At 35.6% G+C, this 15,126-nt stretch carries 15 protein-coding genes and 2 other annotated features (1 of these 17 only partly in view); of the genes, 12 read left to right on the top strand and 3 right to left on the bottom strand.

What is annotated here, in order from left to right:
- The first annotated feature begins 17 nt into the window (after positions 1 to 17).
- Positions 18 to 677, top strand: coding sequence for a phosphate signaling complex protein PhoU (gene phoU / locus ASU02_RS20405; protein ID WP_057767093.1), 660 nt, complete (start codon positions 18 to 20; stop codon positions 675 to 677).
- An 82-nt stretch (positions 678 to 759) separates the two neighbouring features.
- Here phoU and ASU02_RS20400 read toward each other — a convergent pair whose 3' ends face one another.
- Positions 760 to 1,299, bottom strand: coding sequence for a flavodoxin family protein (locus tag ASU02_RS20400; RefSeq protein WP_057767091.1), 540 nt, complete (start codon positions 1,297 to 1,299; stop codon positions 760 to 762).
- A 142-nt stretch (positions 1,300 to 1,441) separates the two neighbouring features.
- Here ASU02_RS20400 and ASU02_RS20395 point away from each other — a divergent pair, with 142 nt between their 5' ends.
- The 7 genes from ASU02_RS20395 (at position 1,442) to ASU02_RS20365 (ending at position 9,940) form a co-directional block, all read left to right on the top strand.
- Complete coding sequence (locus tag ASU02_RS20395) at positions 1,442 to 2,335, top strand: LysR family transcriptional regulator (RefSeq protein ID WP_057767088.1); 894 nt, start codon at positions 1,442 to 1,444, stop codon at positions 2,333 to 2,335.
- A 162-nt stretch (positions 2,336 to 2,497) separates the two neighbouring features.
- Positions 2,498 to 3,202: a response regulator transcription factor gene (locus ASU02_RS20390; RefSeq protein WP_057767086.1), complete on the top strand. Its 705-nt coding sequence runs from the start codon at positions 2,498 to 2,500 to the stop codon at positions 3,200 to 3,202.
- A gap of 13 nt (positions 3,203 to 3,215) precedes the next feature.
- Complete coding sequence (locus ASU02_RS20385) at positions 3,216 to 4,658, top strand: HAMP domain-containing sensor histidine kinase (RefSeq protein WP_057767084.1); 1,443 nt, start codon at positions 3,216 to 3,218, stop codon at positions 4,656 to 4,658.
- A 95-nt stretch (positions 4,659 to 4,753) separates the two neighbouring features.
- Entirely contained in the window at positions 4,754 to 5,512 is a 759-nt protein-coding gene (locus ASU02_RS20380; RefSeq protein WP_082631876.1) for an ABC transporter ATP-binding protein, read from the top strand.
- 5 nt (positions 5,513 to 5,517) lie between these two features.
- Positions 5,518 to 7,887 (top strand): ABC transporter permease, encoded by a 2,370-nt coding sequence (locus tag ASU02_RS20375; RefSeq protein WP_057767079.1) that lies wholly within the window; start codon positions 5,518 to 5,520, stop codon positions 7,885 to 7,887.
- Positions 7,888 to 7,960: 73 nt separating this feature from the next.
- On the top strand, positions 7,961 to 8,398 hold the full coding sequence (locus ASU02_RS20370) for a GNAT family N-acetyltransferase (protein WP_057767077.1): 438 nt from the start codon (positions 7,961 to 7,963) through the stop codon (positions 8,396 to 8,398).
- Between the two features lie 630 nt (positions 8,399 to 9,028).
- The gene (locus ASU02_RS20365; RefSeq protein ID WP_057767076.1) at positions 9,029 to 9,940 is read left to right on the top strand and encodes a class I SAM-dependent methyltransferase; all 912 of its coding nucleotides are present in this window, start codon (positions 9,029 to 9,031) and stop codon (positions 9,938 to 9,940) included.
- Positions 9,941 to 10,157: 217 nt separating this feature from the next.
- Here ASU02_RS20365 and ASU02_RS20355 read toward each other — a convergent pair whose 3' ends face one another.
- Positions 10,158 to 11,456, bottom strand: a complete 1,299-nt coding sequence (locus tag ASU02_RS20355) for an arsenical efflux pump membrane protein ArsB (protein WP_057767072.1) — start codon at positions 11,454 to 11,456, stop codon at positions 10,158 to 10,160.
- A 19-nt stretch (positions 11,457 to 11,475) separates the two neighbouring features.
- Entirely contained in the window at positions 11,476 to 11,817 is a 342-nt protein-coding gene (locus tag ASU02_RS20350; protein WP_057767070.1) for an ArsR/SmtB family transcription factor, read from the bottom strand.
- 335 nt (positions 11,818 to 12,152) lie between these two features.
- Here ASU02_RS20350 and ASU02_RS20345 point away from each other — a divergent pair, with 335 nt between their 5' ends.
- The 4 genes from ASU02_RS20345 (at position 12,153) to ASU02_RS20330 (ending at position 14,587) form a co-directional block, all read left to right on the top strand.
- A complete protein-coding gene (locus tag ASU02_RS20345; protein WP_057767067.1) occupies positions 12,153 to 12,701 on the top strand; it encodes a TetR/AcrR family transcriptional regulator in 549 nt (182 codons plus the stop codon).
- A gap of 2 nt (positions 12,702 to 12,703) precedes the next feature.
- Positions 12,704 to 13,027 carry a DMT family transporter gene (locus ASU02_RS20340; RefSeq protein WP_057767065.1) on the top strand — a complete coding sequence of 108 codons (324 nt, stop codon included), beginning with the start codon at positions 12,704 to 12,706 and terminating at the stop codon, positions 13,025 to 13,027.
- An 18-nt stretch (positions 13,028 to 13,045) separates the two neighbouring features.
- Positions 13,046 to 13,393 (top strand): DMT family transporter, encoded by a 348-nt coding sequence (locus ASU02_RS20335; RefSeq protein ID WP_057767063.1) that lies wholly within the window; start codon positions 13,046 to 13,048, stop codon positions 13,391 to 13,393.
- 117 nt (positions 13,394 to 13,510) lie between these two features.
- On the top strand, positions 13,511 to 14,587 hold the full coding sequence (locus tag ASU02_RS20330) for a diguanylate cyclase (protein ID WP_232426306.1): 1,077 nt from the start codon (positions 13,511 to 13,513) through the stop codon (positions 14,585 to 14,587).
- A gap of 179 nt (positions 14,588 to 14,766) precedes the next feature.
- Positions 14,767 to 15,003 (top strand) — a binding site (T-box leader).
- 35 nt (positions 15,004 to 15,038) lie between these two features.
- Positions 15,039 to 15,126, top strand: a binding site (T-box leader) (it continues 150 nt past the right edge of the window).

The following is a 15,126-nucleotide window of genomic DNA, read 5'->3' as shown; positions in this document are numbered from 1 at the left end:
CGTAGGAGTGAGAATAAATGGTTGTTCGTGAAAACTATGAGAATAAACTGCAGGAATTAAAAGATAAAATAATAGAAATGAATAGGCTCACGGTTTCTTCGTTTGAAAAGGCTTTTACTGCTTTCAAAACGCAAGATATTGAATTGGCATTAAAAGTAATCGAAGAAGATACGGCCATTGATAATTTGGAAGCGGAAATTAATCAATTTGTTGTGTGGCTCATGGTAAAAGAGCAGCCAGTTGCTAGAGATTTACGAGGAATTATTGGCGCTTTAAAAATCTCCTCAGATATTGAGCGAATTGCGGATTTTGCAGTAAATATTGCAAAGTCTACAATTAAAATTGGAAACCCTCAATCTCTATTAAGCATGACAAATATTGAACAAATGAAGGAACTATCGATTATGATGCTGCAAAAGGCGGTGCAGGCATTTTTAGATGAAAACATGGTGCTTGCAAAAGAAGTAGCCGGTTTGGATGATCAAGTAGATGAGTACTATGGTGAGACATATAAGCGGATCACTAGCTACTTGAGCGAGCATCCAGAGGAAACAAATCAGTTAGTTCAATTATTATTTATTAATCGTTATCTTGAACGAACAGCTGATCATATCACGAATATTGCAGAGAGTGCAGCCTATTTGATAAAAGGGCGTATATACGATTTAAACCCTTAGACCGATTTCATATTTAAGTAAAGGAATGCCTTTTCAGGGGCATTCCTTTACTATTATCGTATAAAATCCCTAATCCATGGTATTAATTTAGCTTTTTCTGAAGCTGTTCAGATTTAAATAATGCTTCAATATCTTCATAGATATCTTCCGGTTTATTTCCGCTCCCAAGAATATAACCCGCGAAATCCATTCCAATAAAGTCAAAGATGTATTTAAATTGCTGAATCATCGGCAGTCCTTTAATAGTTGGATCGTCTCCTCCAACCGCAATGACAAATGCTTTTTTTGCAGCCATTTTCCTTTTGAAATCAGGATAGTTAGGGTCTCTTAATGTTTGAGACCATCGATCAATGAAGTTTTTCATTATTCCTGACATGCTATACCAATAAATGGGGGTAGAGAATATTAAAATCTCGTGAGGAAGAATACGATCGATAATGGAATTATAATCATCATTTCTGTCCTGAAAGCCTTCTGGTGCATGTCGCATGTCAATAATCGGGTGGATTTGGTTATCCTTCAAGTAAATTATTTCCGCATTTATTCCTTGAATGGCGTGGTTTGTCAGTATCTTGGTATTGCCATTAGGTCGGGTTCCTCCGTCTAAAATCGCAATTGTCATTGTAAATTTCTCCTTTTATCCAAATGAATTTGTATACTAATTGTTCCTTGATTAGCACTATCTTATAATGAATGTATAAATCGATAAAGATGATTATTTTGATTAATTAAATCGAAAAAAGTGATTATAAAAGGCGGTTCACATGGAAATTAAACAATTAATTACTTTTAGTCATGCCGCAGAAAATTTGAATTTTACGCAGACGGCTAAACTTTTGAATTTTGCCCAATCAAGTGTAACAGCACAAATAAAAGCCCTTGAAGATGAAATTGGCAAACCTTTATTTGAACGTCTAGGAAAGCGATTAATATTAACAGAGGCTGGACACATGTTTAAGCAATATGCTGAAAAGATGATTCGGTTAAGTGAAGAAGCCATACTGGCTGCAAATGGAGAGGAGGAACCAACAGGTACTTTAACAATAGGGGCTCAGGAAAGCCAGTGCACCTATCGATTGCCACCGATTCTTAAAGAATTCAAGGATGCATTTCCAAAAGTTAAGCTCATTTTTAAACCGGCACATTCAGATGAGATGGCGAGAAAACAGCTTATGGAAGGGGCATTAGATATTGCTTTTATTATGGATAAGGTTAGACCAGAGGGTTCTTTGAGAGTAGAGGAACTTATCAAAGAGGAATTGAAGCTGGTTGTCGCACCCGACCATTATAATTCCATTCTCTCACTTGAAGATCTTAAGTATGAAACGCTGTTACTGACAGAAACGGGATGTTCTTATCGAATAATGCTTGAAGACTCGCTTAAGTCTGCGGGTGTATATCCATTAGATAAAATAGAATTTGTCAGTATTGAAGCAATCAAGCAATGTGTCATAGCGGGACTAGGTGTTGCACTATTACCAGAGATGGTTGTAAAAAAAGATATTAAAGAGGGAAGAATGAAGGAATTTGCGTGGACCACTTCCGATTCCCCGCTTTTTACACAAATTGCTTGGCATAAAGATAAATTAATGACACCTCCATTGGAAGCATTTATTCGTTTAACTCGCAAGATATATCTTTCTGAATCTGAATTGTAAAAGGATATAAAGAGGATGGCCTCTCTCTAATTGTTTGGGAATCCGAAACCATATAACTATTTACTGTAATAAGGGCTGAATTATCCTATAATTGGAAAAGGGGGTCTCATACAATAGGTGTTGAAGAATTTACTAATCTCTATAAATTAAGGGGGAAAGCAATTGTTTCAGCCGGCAAAGGTTCTAGTGATTGAGGACGAGAAAGATATTGCCCACGTAATAAGAGATTATCTTACTGTAAATAAATTTGATGTGATGATTGCAGCAACGGGGAAAGAAGCGAGAGATATAGCGGAAACAACGGATCTGAATTTTATTATCCTCGATCTAACACTTCCAGATTACGATGGTATTGAACTTTGCCGTCAAATTCGTGAGAAGAGCCATATTCCTATCCTGATCTTAAGTGCAAGAGGGAGTGATACGGATAAAGTACTTGGGCTAGGATTTGGCGCAGACGATTATATGACAAAACCATTTTCTTTAAGCGAACTAGTGGCAAGAATAAATGCGCACTTACGCATGCATGAGCGTTTGTTAAATACTCAAAAGGATAACGAGATTCTTTGTTTCGGGAAATTAAAAATAAACAAAAAGGCGTACAAAGTTACATTGGACAATAAAGTCATTTCCTTATCAGCAAAAGAATTTGATTTGCTTTATTTTTTATCAAAACATAGCAATCAGGTCTTCTCTAAAAGACAGTTATTGGATGAAATATGGGGATACGCCGAGTACGGAGACGAAAATACCATTACTGTTTATATCAGAAGATTACGAGAAAAGATAGAGGCCATTCCATCTAATCCGGTTTATATTCAAACAGTATGGGGGATCGGATATAAATTTAGTACAAATAATGAATAATTAGGAGAGATATATGTATTTGAATGAATGGATGAGAAAATGGCTTGTTGCCATGCTGGTCTGTCTATTGCTGCTTGCTGGATGTGTTACATACATGCTTGTAAATAATGGATTCAAAGATAGGGAAAGTGATGAAACTTCCTTAGTCATTAATCAGGTTCGTGTAAAAGTAAACGACTTATTATTATATATAGAGCAGAATTATCGTAATCTTGAACACGACTCGAATGTATATGATACCTTGCAAAAAATGAGCGTTCATCAAAAGGTCGACCTACTCTTCTCAAAGCTGGACGGAAGAGTCATCTTTAACTCTTCGAAGGACGATTCTGTTCTATACCTCGATTTGAAACATGATCTTCATTATGATTTATATGCCTCTAAAGTTGAAGGGAATATGTTTAAAATAGCGTTTCCGGTTGTGGACGAAGAAACACAAACCCAGGTTGGAAATGCTATTTTTACAATAGATAAAAATAGTGTCCAAGATATATCACAGCCCTCTAATAACTACTTAATTTTGGTTTTCATAAGTTTGTTATCTATTTTTCTATTAGGTCTTCTATGTATGATTATTTATAAATGCAAAGTGGACATCATTCGGCCAATAAAAAAGCTTAAAAAGAGTACAGAAGATATTTTAAAAGGGAGCTATGAGCAATCAGCAGAATATGCGAAAAATGATGAAATAGGAGAACTATATGCTGTATTTGAACAAATGAGAATTGAAATTATGGAACTTAGTATCCAACGGGATGAGCAAGAGAAGGGCCAAAAAAAATTAATTTCGAGCATTTCACATGACATAAAAACGCCTCTTACCACCTTGAAAGCATACTTGGATGCCATTTATGAAGGGATTTGCCCTAATATGGAATCGATTATGGAGTACGTTAAAATTATGCAATCTAATACAGAAAAAATGTCTAGACTGATAGATGATTTATTCATTCATTCATTAAAAGAGCTAGGGCACATCCCTGTACATCCAAAAGAACAGTATAGTAGAAAAGTTCTTTCGAGCATCATTTATCCTATTGGTCATTATGTTCGAACGATAGGGATAAGCTTTATGGAACCTGCAGAAATTCCTAATGTACTAATCAAGGTAGATGAACATCGATTAGAGCAGGTGATCTCAAATCTGGTTACCAATTCTTTAAAGCATACATCCCCTGGGGGTTCAATTAGTATTTTGGCTGATATTGACGGCCAAATGCTGAAGATTCAAATTTCAGATACCGGAGAGGGAATTCTCCCTCAGGATATGCCATTTATTTTTGAACGATATTTTAGAGGAAATAGAAATGCAGATCAATCTATCATTAAAAATGAAGGATCAGGCTTAGGATTATCAATTTGTAAGCATATTATGGAAGCTCATGATGGTTCTATCCAATTTAAGAGCAAGAAAAAAGAAGGAACTGTTTTTACTCTTTTGCTCCCAATAAGTTAAAGATTTCAATGTAATACTTTATTAATATCTTGATAAGCATCATGTAAGAACTGCCCTTTACACTATAAAAAAACAGTTTTATGGGAGGGCTTTTATTGAAAAAGGCGGCTATTATTCAAGCGAAAAATCTATGTAAGACATATTCATCTGGAAGTGAGCAATTCCATGCTATCAAAAATTTAGACATTGAGATCTATGAGGGAGATTTTACAGTTATAATGGGCAACTCTGGGTCAGGCAAATCAACCCTTCTTTATCTCTTAAGCGGACTAGATACAGTAACTGCTGGAGAAGTTTATTTTCGTGGAGAAAGAATTGATCGTTTCAGTGACAGGGATATAGCAAACTTTCGATCAAAAAAAATAGGTTATGTTTATCAAAGTATCAATCTAGTTCCAGACTTAACATTGTTTGAAAATATAGCCCTTCCCGGATATATTGCTAAAGTACCTAAAAGCAGTGTGCATAATAAGGTGACGAAACTTATCCGAGCTATGGGGATTGAAGATCAACGGAATCGCCTCCCGTCTCAAACATCTGGGGGTCAACAGCAACGAGCTGCGATAGCAAGAGCGTTAGTGAATGCCCCAGATGTTGTATTTGCTGATGAACCGACTGGAAGTCTAAATTATGAACATGGAATAGCTATATTAGATATATTAACTAATTTAAATAGACAAGGTCAGTCTGTTGTCATGATTACTCATGATATAAAAGCTGCTTGCCGTGCAGATCGTCTTATTCTTGTAAAGGATGGAAAAATTGAGGGGATTTTAAATTTCGATAAGTATGAAGAAAATGATATTCCAGACAGAGAAGAAATCATCTTTTCTTATATTACAAGGAAGGAGTGATTTAGATGAAAACAATAGTCACTCTTTGTATAGGGAATATAAGAAAAAGGAAAATTCAAAATGGATTAATTGTCATACTTATTATGCTTTCTACTTTGCTGCTAGCCACTTCCATCACGCTTATTCAAAATACAGAAAATCTATTCGAGAAAAAACATGAAGAAACGAATGGAGCCCATCAAATTTTAACAATGGGAGAAGAGCTTCACGATCCAAAAGTAGTGAACAAATGGTGGGATAGTCAAAAGGGAGTAACTGCATCGGAGCTCATGCCTTTCAAGAATTTATCGGGAATAAAGATTAATGGGAAGGAAATTCCGAATCTATATTTATTCATGATGAATACACCAGAGACTCCAGTTTCCGTCGATCAATTGATTGTTATAGAAGGAAAAAAACAAAAGCATCCCCAAAAAGGTACAATATGGATACCAACCTCTATGGCTTCTTCCTATGAAATATCTCTAGGAGAAGATATTGAATTTCATACAGGTGAAAATACTTTTAAACTAAGTGTATCTGCCATTGTAGTAGACATGCCGTTTGGCGGTCCGTTTACAACGAATGCGCGGGTGTGGATGAATGAGCAGGATTACGAAGAACAGCTGCAAGCCATGACAGGTAAGGAAAAACACATGATGGCTTTAAGGTTTGATGAATATAGTCAAAGTGCAGCATATTGGGAGAACTTCGAGCGATACTTAAATAAGCCGTATCTTGAGTCAAAAATGGAGTACGAATCAATCGCTTCTTTTTATTTAATCATCAATAAAGTAATTGGCTTTGTCATGGTGTTCCTGGGAACCATCATGATGTCTGTCTCTTTATTTATCATTGGATTTAGTATCTCTGATGCTATATTGTCAAATTATAAAACAATTGGAGTAATCAAGTCGATAGGCGTTACTTCTCGAGGAATAATAGGGGTATACGTAATGCAGTATGGGTTTCTCTCGATTGTTTCTATTATTCCTGGCCTATTGCTAAGCAGCATTTTGTCACGTGTAATTATTGAAAGTTCTTTGTCCTTTTTGCAATCTGGGGATAGCTTAGGTAACGTGCAAGGTCTCGCAAATTATTTGTTAATTGGCGGTACGATTTTGATAATCGTAGTAATCACTACATTTTTCTATTCGAGAAAAACTCGGAGTGTAGATCCTGTGCAAGCAATAAGATATGGGATGTCAGAGGCTGAGAGCAGTAAAATAACCCGGCGTCTAAATCACTCAAATCGAATATTACATTCTATAGGCTTGCCTTTTCAAGTAGAAATTGGGATCAAAAATCTTTCAAAGAATATGAGAAGTTCCGCTCTAATGATTCTACTTACAACTTTTACTTCTGCTGTATTAGTATTTGGCTTTGTTCTGCTGAATAGTATTATCTCGATTAAAGAAACTGCACCATCATGGGGATATGATTCATCAAATATTGCTGTAACTGTATTTAATGAATCTGCTTTTTCCAAGAATAACTTTGAAGAGTATTTACTTTCTGATAAAAGAATTAAAAATTTTGGCTGGGTCGGGGAACTAACAGGTGTTTTCCCAAGCGATTCATCTCCGCCATTGAACATTAATATTAGTGTAGTTGAGGGAAGCTATGATGACTTTGGATTTGAGAATATACATGGACGAAACCCGCACAATAAAAACGAAATTGCGATAGGGGTAAATGTCGCAAGAGCTTTAAAAAAAGATGTAGGCGACATCCTGGATGTTTATTTAGGAGGAGAGAAACAGCGTCTTATTGTTACAGGGATCTATCAATCAATAGCAAATAAGTCTTATTCTGCAAGGATTACATCAGAGGTCGCAAAAACTAATACGACAGATATCGTTTTCATAAATTTAAACGATGTCACACAGTCCAATCAGGTTGCAGATGAATTAAACGAGACTTTTAATGAATCAATTTCAGTCTCAACACAACAGATGTTACTCGATTCTGTATTTAAAGAAGCGGTTGCTCTATTAATTATGCCCTTGAGTCTCATGGGAATATTGTTTATAACCGTCACATTCATCATGATTTTCAGTATCTCCCGCATTAACGTTAGAAAAGAAAGCAGCACATATGGAATTTATAAATCAATTGGAATGACCTCTAACAAAATTAGATGGTCCATTACATCTGGAATCTTCATTCTTTCTGCAGTTGGTGCATTATTCGGAGTGGTTGTAGGTGTAAAGCTGCTTCCCTTAGTTTTGCAGAATATATTATCGCAGTACGGATTAATTGAACTCCCCCTTATTATAAACTGGGGCATGGCCTTAGGAATATCATGTTTAAGTATCATTGCTGCCTGTCTTAGCTGTTGGTTGTCGACAAGCGTTATTTCTAAAACATCCCCTCGAATACTAATTGTTGAATAATAAAAACAATCATCAAAATATAGTCCTTTAACAATAAATTTTTTTAAAGGGCATTGAAAGGAAGAAACGATAAATGGATATTAGAGAACCTACTAAGTTGGAACTTAATGAAATTATTACACTTTCACCACAAGCCATACTTGATGGTACTTTGGGTGAAATAAAACCGACCAATGAGAAAGTTAAACAGCTTATAGAGCCGCTTCTGGAAAAGGGCAGCACTTATATAATCGCAACAGAAAACAATACATTAATGGGATGGATCCTTATAGGAACAAGCAAGGACCAATTTACTGATAAAAAGTATGGGTTTATTTATGAATTATATGTTTTAGAAGAATTTAGAGGGAACGGGATTTCTGCAAAGTTAATGAATAAAGGAATTGACCAATTAAAAAAAGAAGGGCATTCAGAAGTCCGGCTAAGTGCATTTGCAGGCAATCATGCCATTAAGCTGTATGAGAAATTAGGATTTAGCATAAGAACAGTCTCTATGAGTTTGCTGTTATAAGTTGATTCAAAATGAATGAACCTATGTATTTACAATAAAGGGGGAAAGGGTTTGTGAAGAAGGTGTTGTGTTTCTTACTGGGATTGATTGTCATATTATTTAGTACACCCTTAGCTCACCTATCAATCAATTTAGTTTACTCTAGTAAAAACTTAACTAGTGAGTATATTCCGTTGTTAAATGGATTCATACACTCATATATCATAATCGGTATATTAATATTTAGTATTGGGTTAATAAGCATGCTGAGGGATAAAAATTTAAAGGATTAATAGAATGAGTGTAAACTAACAAGGTATTACTAGAGAAATAATTGAAGTACCTAATGTAAATCCTTAAAAAAAGCAATAAACTTGACAAAAATTTTTATTCATGCTATAATTTACAGTTAATATTATTGATAGTATAATGAGATTCTCCTGGCCAGGGGAATCTCTTTTTATTTTTACGGACATTATATAATCGAATGTTGTGGGTAACTTTGTGACGAGTTGGTCTATGCCCAGCTCCAGCGCCTACCCCTTGAGGTCGCAAGATTAAGCTTCTCAAAAGATAAAGGATTCCCTCCTGGGAGGCTTGTCTTACAGGGGTGATTAAGGCGTTTCCACATTTGTGAAGGGGGACGATTGTGTGCAAAAAAATGAATCAGTTACATCATTAGTTTCAGCATTTTGTCGAGCGTATCATAGCCAATATGATACACCCAAGATTTTTGAAGATTATATAGCTAAGGAACTAATAACTGAAAATGAATTTTTAGATATTAAAAAGAACATGATCCAAGGGATTCAATTTTTCAATAAAGAGATTGCTGAACGGTTTAAAAATAATCCGGATGAAATATTAAAATGGATTACACAAGTACAGCTTTCACCTACACCATTGGCACGGGCAGCTTTTTGTGAGTCCGTATTATTAAATGAAATAGAGCTGGGAGTTAAACAATACGTCATATTAGGTGCCGGAATGGATACATTTCCTTTCCGCTATCCAGAGTTAAAAAACAGCTTAAATGTTTATGAGATTGATCATCCAATTACACAAGATTCTAAGGAGAATAGAATAGCAGATGCGCATATGGAAATACCAAATAATTTGCATTTTGTTCCTATGGACTTTACTAAGGAATTCACTAAAGATGCATTGGTCAAAGAGGGATTCAAGGGGGAAAAGACAGTAGTTAGTCTTTTAGGTGTCACGTACTATTTGGCTAAAAAGGAAATCAAAGATTTAATTGAGAATTTTTTTGATCAACTTCCTTCTGGCAGTTCCATTATATTTGACTATGCAGATGAGAATTTATTTCACGAGTCTGGGCTGTCCAATCGAGTGAAAAATACAGTAGCCATGGCAGCAGTTGGAGGGGAACCGATGAAATCCTGTTTCTCCTACGCTGAAATGGAAAGTTTATTAGAGAGTGTAGGTTTACTCATTTATGAACACCTTACTCCGATTGAGATTGATGCTCGTTATTTTCGCAACCGAGAAGATTATCTATCCGCCTTTGAAACGATTCATTATATACATGCTGTAAAGAAATAATCGAATAATCGAAAAAAACCCAACTTTTTAATCAAAGTTGGGTTTTTTCATAAACTCGTTTCTTATAATTGCAGTTGGCAAAACATTTTAATTTGTCGCTAATTTCATCACGCACAAGCTGGAAGAAAGTCCATTCTTCTTCTATTCCTTCTGCTTTTGCTGGGTCATCAAATCCCCAATGCTCTCTCTTTCGTCCTTTTGCGGTCTCCATTAATGCTTAATGAATAATTAACAACCATATATATAGGCCAACTAATGTTATTAGCAGGGTTGGAATGGTTAACACAATCCCTGTTTTAAAATAGGTCCCCCAAGAGATTTTGACTCCTTTTTGCGAAAGGACGTGGAGCCATAGTAAAGTTGCGAGGGAACCAATTGGTGTAATTTTTGGACCTAAATCTGATCCGATTACATTCGCATAAATAAGTGATTCTCTTATAATCCCAGTGGTTTGAGTATCCGCAATGGCAAGTGCATCAATCATAACAGTTGGCAAATTGTTCATGATCGATGAAAGAAGGGCAGCGATAAATCCCATTCCTACTGTTGCCGCAAATAAACCTTGATCAGCAGTGACTTGAATCAGATCGGCTAACACATTAGTAAGTCCTTCATTTCTTAATCCATAAACAACTACGTACATGCCAATTGAGAAAAATACAATAGCCCAAGGAGCACCTTTAATAACTGTACGTGTATTTACAGCATAGCTTCTTCTAGCCATGAAAAGGAAAAAAACCGCCACGATGCTAGCGATAATTGATACGGGGATCCCTGTAAATTCACTAGCAAAATATCCAAGAAGAAGTATGCCTAACACAATCCAGGACAATCGAAACATTTTGTCGTCCCGGATGGCTTGGGCGGGCTGCATCAATTTAGACATATCATAATGTTTCGGAATGCTTTTTCGGAAAAATAGATAAAGAACAAGGATGCTAGCTGCCAATGAAAAGAAGTTTGGAATGATCATTCGTGAAGCAAACTCAGCAAACCCAATTCCAAAAAAGTCTGCTGAAACGATATTCACTAAGTTACTAACGACTAGCGGAAGCGAAGTAGTATCTGCTATGAATCCACTAGCAATAATAAATGGAAATACCATTTTTTCATTAAGGTTAAGGTTTCGAACCATGGCTAATACAATGGGTGTCAAAATAAGCGCGGCACCATCATTCGCGAACAATGCAGCTACTATTGCGCCAAGTAAGGAAACATAGATAAACATGAGAATCCCTTTTCCTCTTGCTGCTCTGGCCATATGTAGTGCTGCCCACTCGAAAAACCCAATTTCATCAAGGATCAAGGAAATAATGATAATGGCTATAAACGTTAAGGTTGCGTTCCATACGATTGATGTTACATCGATGACATCATGAAAGCCGACAACACCAGCGATAAGGGCTAAGATGGCACCGCCACAGGCAGACCAGCCGATGCCTAATCCTTTTGGCTGCCAAATGACTAAAGTCAACGTAGCTAAAAAGATAATAATGGCTAAAATAAATGAAATCATATGTTAATCCCCCATGCTGTTAGTCACAAGAAATACGTTCCCCTCGTGCCTCTAATTCTTCTAATTTAGATAGTTGGTTCGGTAAATCGCTGATTACATTACATACAAAAGAATGATAAGGGTGTGATGGATTTAAAGAGTAGAATACCCATTGGCCTTTTCTCGTTTCCTTTACTAGACCGCTGTCTTTTAATTTTCTTAAATGCTGACTAACAGCCGGTTGGGTCATTTGAAAAAGTGCTACAAATTCACAAACACAGCACTCGTGATTAGAAAGTATTTTTATCATGGTTAAACGAGTTTTATCTCCTAAGAGCTTAAGAATACTAGCTGCTGTTTCTATATCTAACTCATGTTTCATTTGTATGGTAAACCTCCAATCAATCCTACTATTATTATAAATTGGTAAGCTGATATTATTATATAAGCATATCCTTATGTAAACAACTGCTAATGTATTATCCAGTCATGTTTGTCCAAATTTATCCTTTCTATAAAGATAAAACTGATTCCTTCCTAAATTCATTTAAGGATACATAAATTAGAATACGAATATATGTAACTTCCTTATTCTATCTGAATGTATTGTTATATAGACATAATATTTTTCTTTTGAGGAGTACTCAGTTGAAGAAAAAACCGTCCAGACGGTATAATAAAAGAAATCATTCCAGTATAAGTAAGGAGAAGAGCTAAATGGATTCAAAAGCCAATGCGAAACGCGAATTAATTTTGAATGCTGCAACGCAAATTGCCCTTGATAGTGGTTTTCATTCTTTGACATTGGATGCAGTGGCAAAACGAGCAGGAATAAGCAAGGGTGGACTGTTATATCACTATCCAAATAAAGATTTATTAATTAAGGGAATCGCTATCCACATCTTCGATGAGTTTTATCTGAATTTTGAAGACTTCTCTAAAAAGGATCCTGTTGAGAAAGGAAAATGGTCTCGCGCCTTAATTGAAGCATCAAAATTTGACTTGGAGCATAATGCAGAGCTGAATGTGGGTATTTCGGCTGCTGCTTTATTAAATTCAGCTGCTGTTCATAATATATCTGAAAGTTATCAATCTATCTTATCTAAGCTAGAAGATGATGGGATCGATCCTGTAACTGCCACGATCATTCGCTTAGCTTTAGATGGTCTATATTATTCACAATTGTTAAATGTAGCTCCAGTGGATAAGGATATGCAGAAGGCAGTATTCCAGAAATTAGTAAAGATGACAAACAAGGAGGAATAAGGATGAATGCTTTTGTCCTTTTATTAATAGCCATTGTAAGTGAAGTATTTGGAAGCTCCATGCTTAAAGTCTCAAATGGGTTTAAGAAAATCCTCCCTTCTATAGGAATTGTAGTGGGATATGGTATTGCCTTCTACGCTTTATCTTTAGCGTTAAAAACTTTGTCCCTTGGAGTGGCCTATGCAATATGGGCAGGATTAGGAACAGCTCTTACTGCGATAGTTGGATTTACGATCTACAAAGAAAAGTTTAGCAGCAAAAAGCTAATAGGATTAGTTTTAATCATCGGTGGAGTCATTCTATTGAATTTTGGTGGAGCACATTAAATGTGGAGGGACATAAAAATGAAGGGATATGCTTTTTTATCTATTTCTATAATCGGAGAAATATTCGCAACGTCCATGCTTAAAATGTCAGAGGGGTTTACAGTTATATTCCCTTCATTGGGAGTGATTATAGGGTATGCACTATCGTTTTATTGTTTATCGCTGTGCCTCAAGACGATCCCATTAAGCTTGGCCTATGCGATTTGGTCAGGTGTCGGCACCGCCTTAACTGCTTTAATTGGGGTATTCGTATGGGATGAACTTTTTAACATGCTTAAATTATCAGGCATCATTCTTATTATTGGCGGAGTGATCTTTTTGAATTTATCAGATAAGCCAGAAACGGCAAAAGAGCTGTCAAACTGATGGTTCTTTTAATATATATAAAATAAGTAAAAAGATGTAAATTAGTTAGGGGTAGAAGGAAATAAGGATTTTCATTGGCTGGAAAGTATGCTATCTTTCTTCTTGGTGATTAAAATGATGATTAAAGATTTTTTTACGAATCTAGCTATTCTCGTTTCAGTTTTGTTCTTCTATTCTCAAGTCTCAAATAAGTATCCGCTGCATGCAAAGTCTACACTTAAAATAAAGATTTTAATAGGTGTGTTAGGCGGCTTGTTAAGTAATATTCTTATGCAATACAGTATCCCGGTTGATAATACAATGGTGGATCTCAGGCATATTCCAACTATTCTATTAGCCTACTATGGTGGAGGGATACCTGCATTTATTTCCATGATTATGACACTTGCAGGAAGGTTTCTAATTTCAGCGAGTTTATCTTCTTATCTAGCAATTGTTATTAGTGTATCAGGTACTTTGTTTGCCATCTTTTTTTCTAAACAAAATTATTCTAAGAAAATAAAAATCTTGGGGATCGTCACTTTTAATAATTTGGTGTTTTCCATTGTATTTAGTTATCTCGTAAGCAGCTTCATCATCGTATTAAAGGTGTTGCCTATCTATTGGATTGTTTCTTATTTATCGGCCTATTTATCATTTTATGTTTTAGCCTATATAAGAAAAAGCCAAAAACTATTTAATAAATACCAAACAGAATCTACAACTGATGGACTAACAGGATTAAACAATGTGAGGAAATTTGAAGAAGTATTTGATCATTTAATCAAAGATTTACAAACAAATGAACAGAAATTAGCTCTACTATTTATCGATATAGACTTTTTTAAAAAGGTAAATGATACGTACGGGCATTCAGAGGGCGATGTGGTTCTTAAGGAATTAGGATTAAGACTTCAGCAAAGTACTAGAGCCTTTGATATAGTAAGCCGAAATGGCGGAGAAGAATTTACAGTTCTCCTTTTAAATTGCCCCTTAAATCGAGCTAATGAATTAGCGGAACGTATTAGAAAAAATGTCGAGGATAATCCTTTTACATTAAATTCAGGAGAAGAAATCAACCTTACTATTTCAGTTGGAGTAGCATGCTATCAAGAAACGACTATAGACCCAACTCAGCTAATAGAGGATGCAGATAAAGCTTTATATCAAGCAAAACAATCTGGAAGAAATAGAGTCTGTATTTACGGGCAATAGGTATTTACTTGATAAAAAGAACAGCCTTAACAAAAGAGCTGTCTGCTTTACAGTTATGCAAGAATGCATTGCGAAATTATGCTAGAAAAGTAAAAGTATGGTGAATGTGATATTTCTTAATTCCACTTGACATTTTAAAATAACTGTATTAGAGTTATTTCCAATAATAATACATTCTGTTATTAGCTATGAAAAGGACATGAACTATTTTTGGATTTCTTTCTAGAGAACAGGGTCATTGGCTGGAAGCCCTGAAGAAAAGGAAATGGTTTACCGCCTTGGAGCAATTATGGGGAACTGGTTTGNAACCAAATTAACTATAATCGGTAAATCCGTTATCTTTTTGAGCATAAAGCACATTTTATTATGTGCCTTATGGAATTAGGGTGGCACCACGACCGCACNTCGTCCCTTTTATAGGGATGGGTGCGTTTTTTTTATTAAATCAATAGTTATCGCGTAGAAAAGGACATGAATTATTTTTAAATTTCTTACCAGAGAACAGGGTCATTGGCTGGAAGCCCTGAAGAGAAGGAAAT

Origin of the sequence: Cytobacillus praedii, assembly GCF_001439605.1 — a bacterium.
Taxonomy (GTDB): domain Bacteria; phylum Bacillota; class Bacilli; order Bacillales; family Cytobacillaceae; genus Cytobacillus; species Cytobacillus praedii.
Note: the sequence above shows the minus strand (reverse complement) of the source record. Positions and strands in the feature narration are given on the sequence as shown.

Bases quoted from the DNA above. Each gene is read 5' to 3' on its own strand.
- ASU02_RS20335 (WP_057767063.1), top strand. From the start codon at position 13,046: ATGAAGGGATATGCTTTTTTATCTATTTCTATAATCGGAGAAATATTC.
- ASU02_RS20355 (WP_057767072.1), bottom strand. From the start codon at position 11,456: ATGATTTCATTTATTTTAGCCATTATTATCTTTTTAGCTACGTTGACT.
- phoU (WP_057767093.1), top strand. From the start codon at position 18: ATGGTTGTTCGTGAAAACTATGAGAATAAACTGCAGGAATTAAAAGAT.
- ASU02_RS20330 (WP_232426306.1), top strand. From the start codon at position 13,511: ATGATTAAAGATTTTTTTACGAATCTAGCTATTCTCGTTTCAGTTTTG.
- ASU02_RS20395 (WP_057767088.1), top strand. From the start codon at position 1,442: ATGGAAATTAAACAATTAATTACTTTTAGTCATGCCGCAGAAAATTTG.
- ASU02_RS20385 (WP_057767084.1), top strand. From the start codon at position 3,216: ATGTATTTGAATGAATGGATGAGAAAATGGCTTGTTGCCATGCTGGTC.
- ASU02_RS20375 (WP_057767079.1), top strand. From the start codon at position 5,518: ATGAAAACAATAGTCACTCTTTGTATAGGGAATATAAGAAAAAGGAAA.
- ASU02_RS20345 (WP_057767067.1), top strand. From the start codon at position 12,153: ATGGATTCAAAAGCCAATGCGAAACGCGAATTAATTTTGAATGCTGCA.
- ASU02_RS20400 (WP_057767091.1), bottom strand. From the start codon at position 1,299: ATGACAATTGCGATTTTAGACGGAGGAACCCGACCTAATGGCAATACC.
- ASU02_RS20370 (WP_057767077.1), top strand. From the start codon at position 7,961: ATGGATATTAGAGAACCTACTAAGTTGGAACTTAATGAAATTATTACA.
- ASU02_RS20350 (WP_057767070.1), bottom strand. From the start codon at position 11,817: ATGAAACATGAGTTAGATATAGAAACAGCAGCTAGTATTCTTAAGCTC.
- ASU02_RS20340 (WP_057767065.1), top strand. From the start codon at position 12,704: ATGAATGCTTTTGTCCTTTTATTAATAGCCATTGTAAGTGAAGTATTT.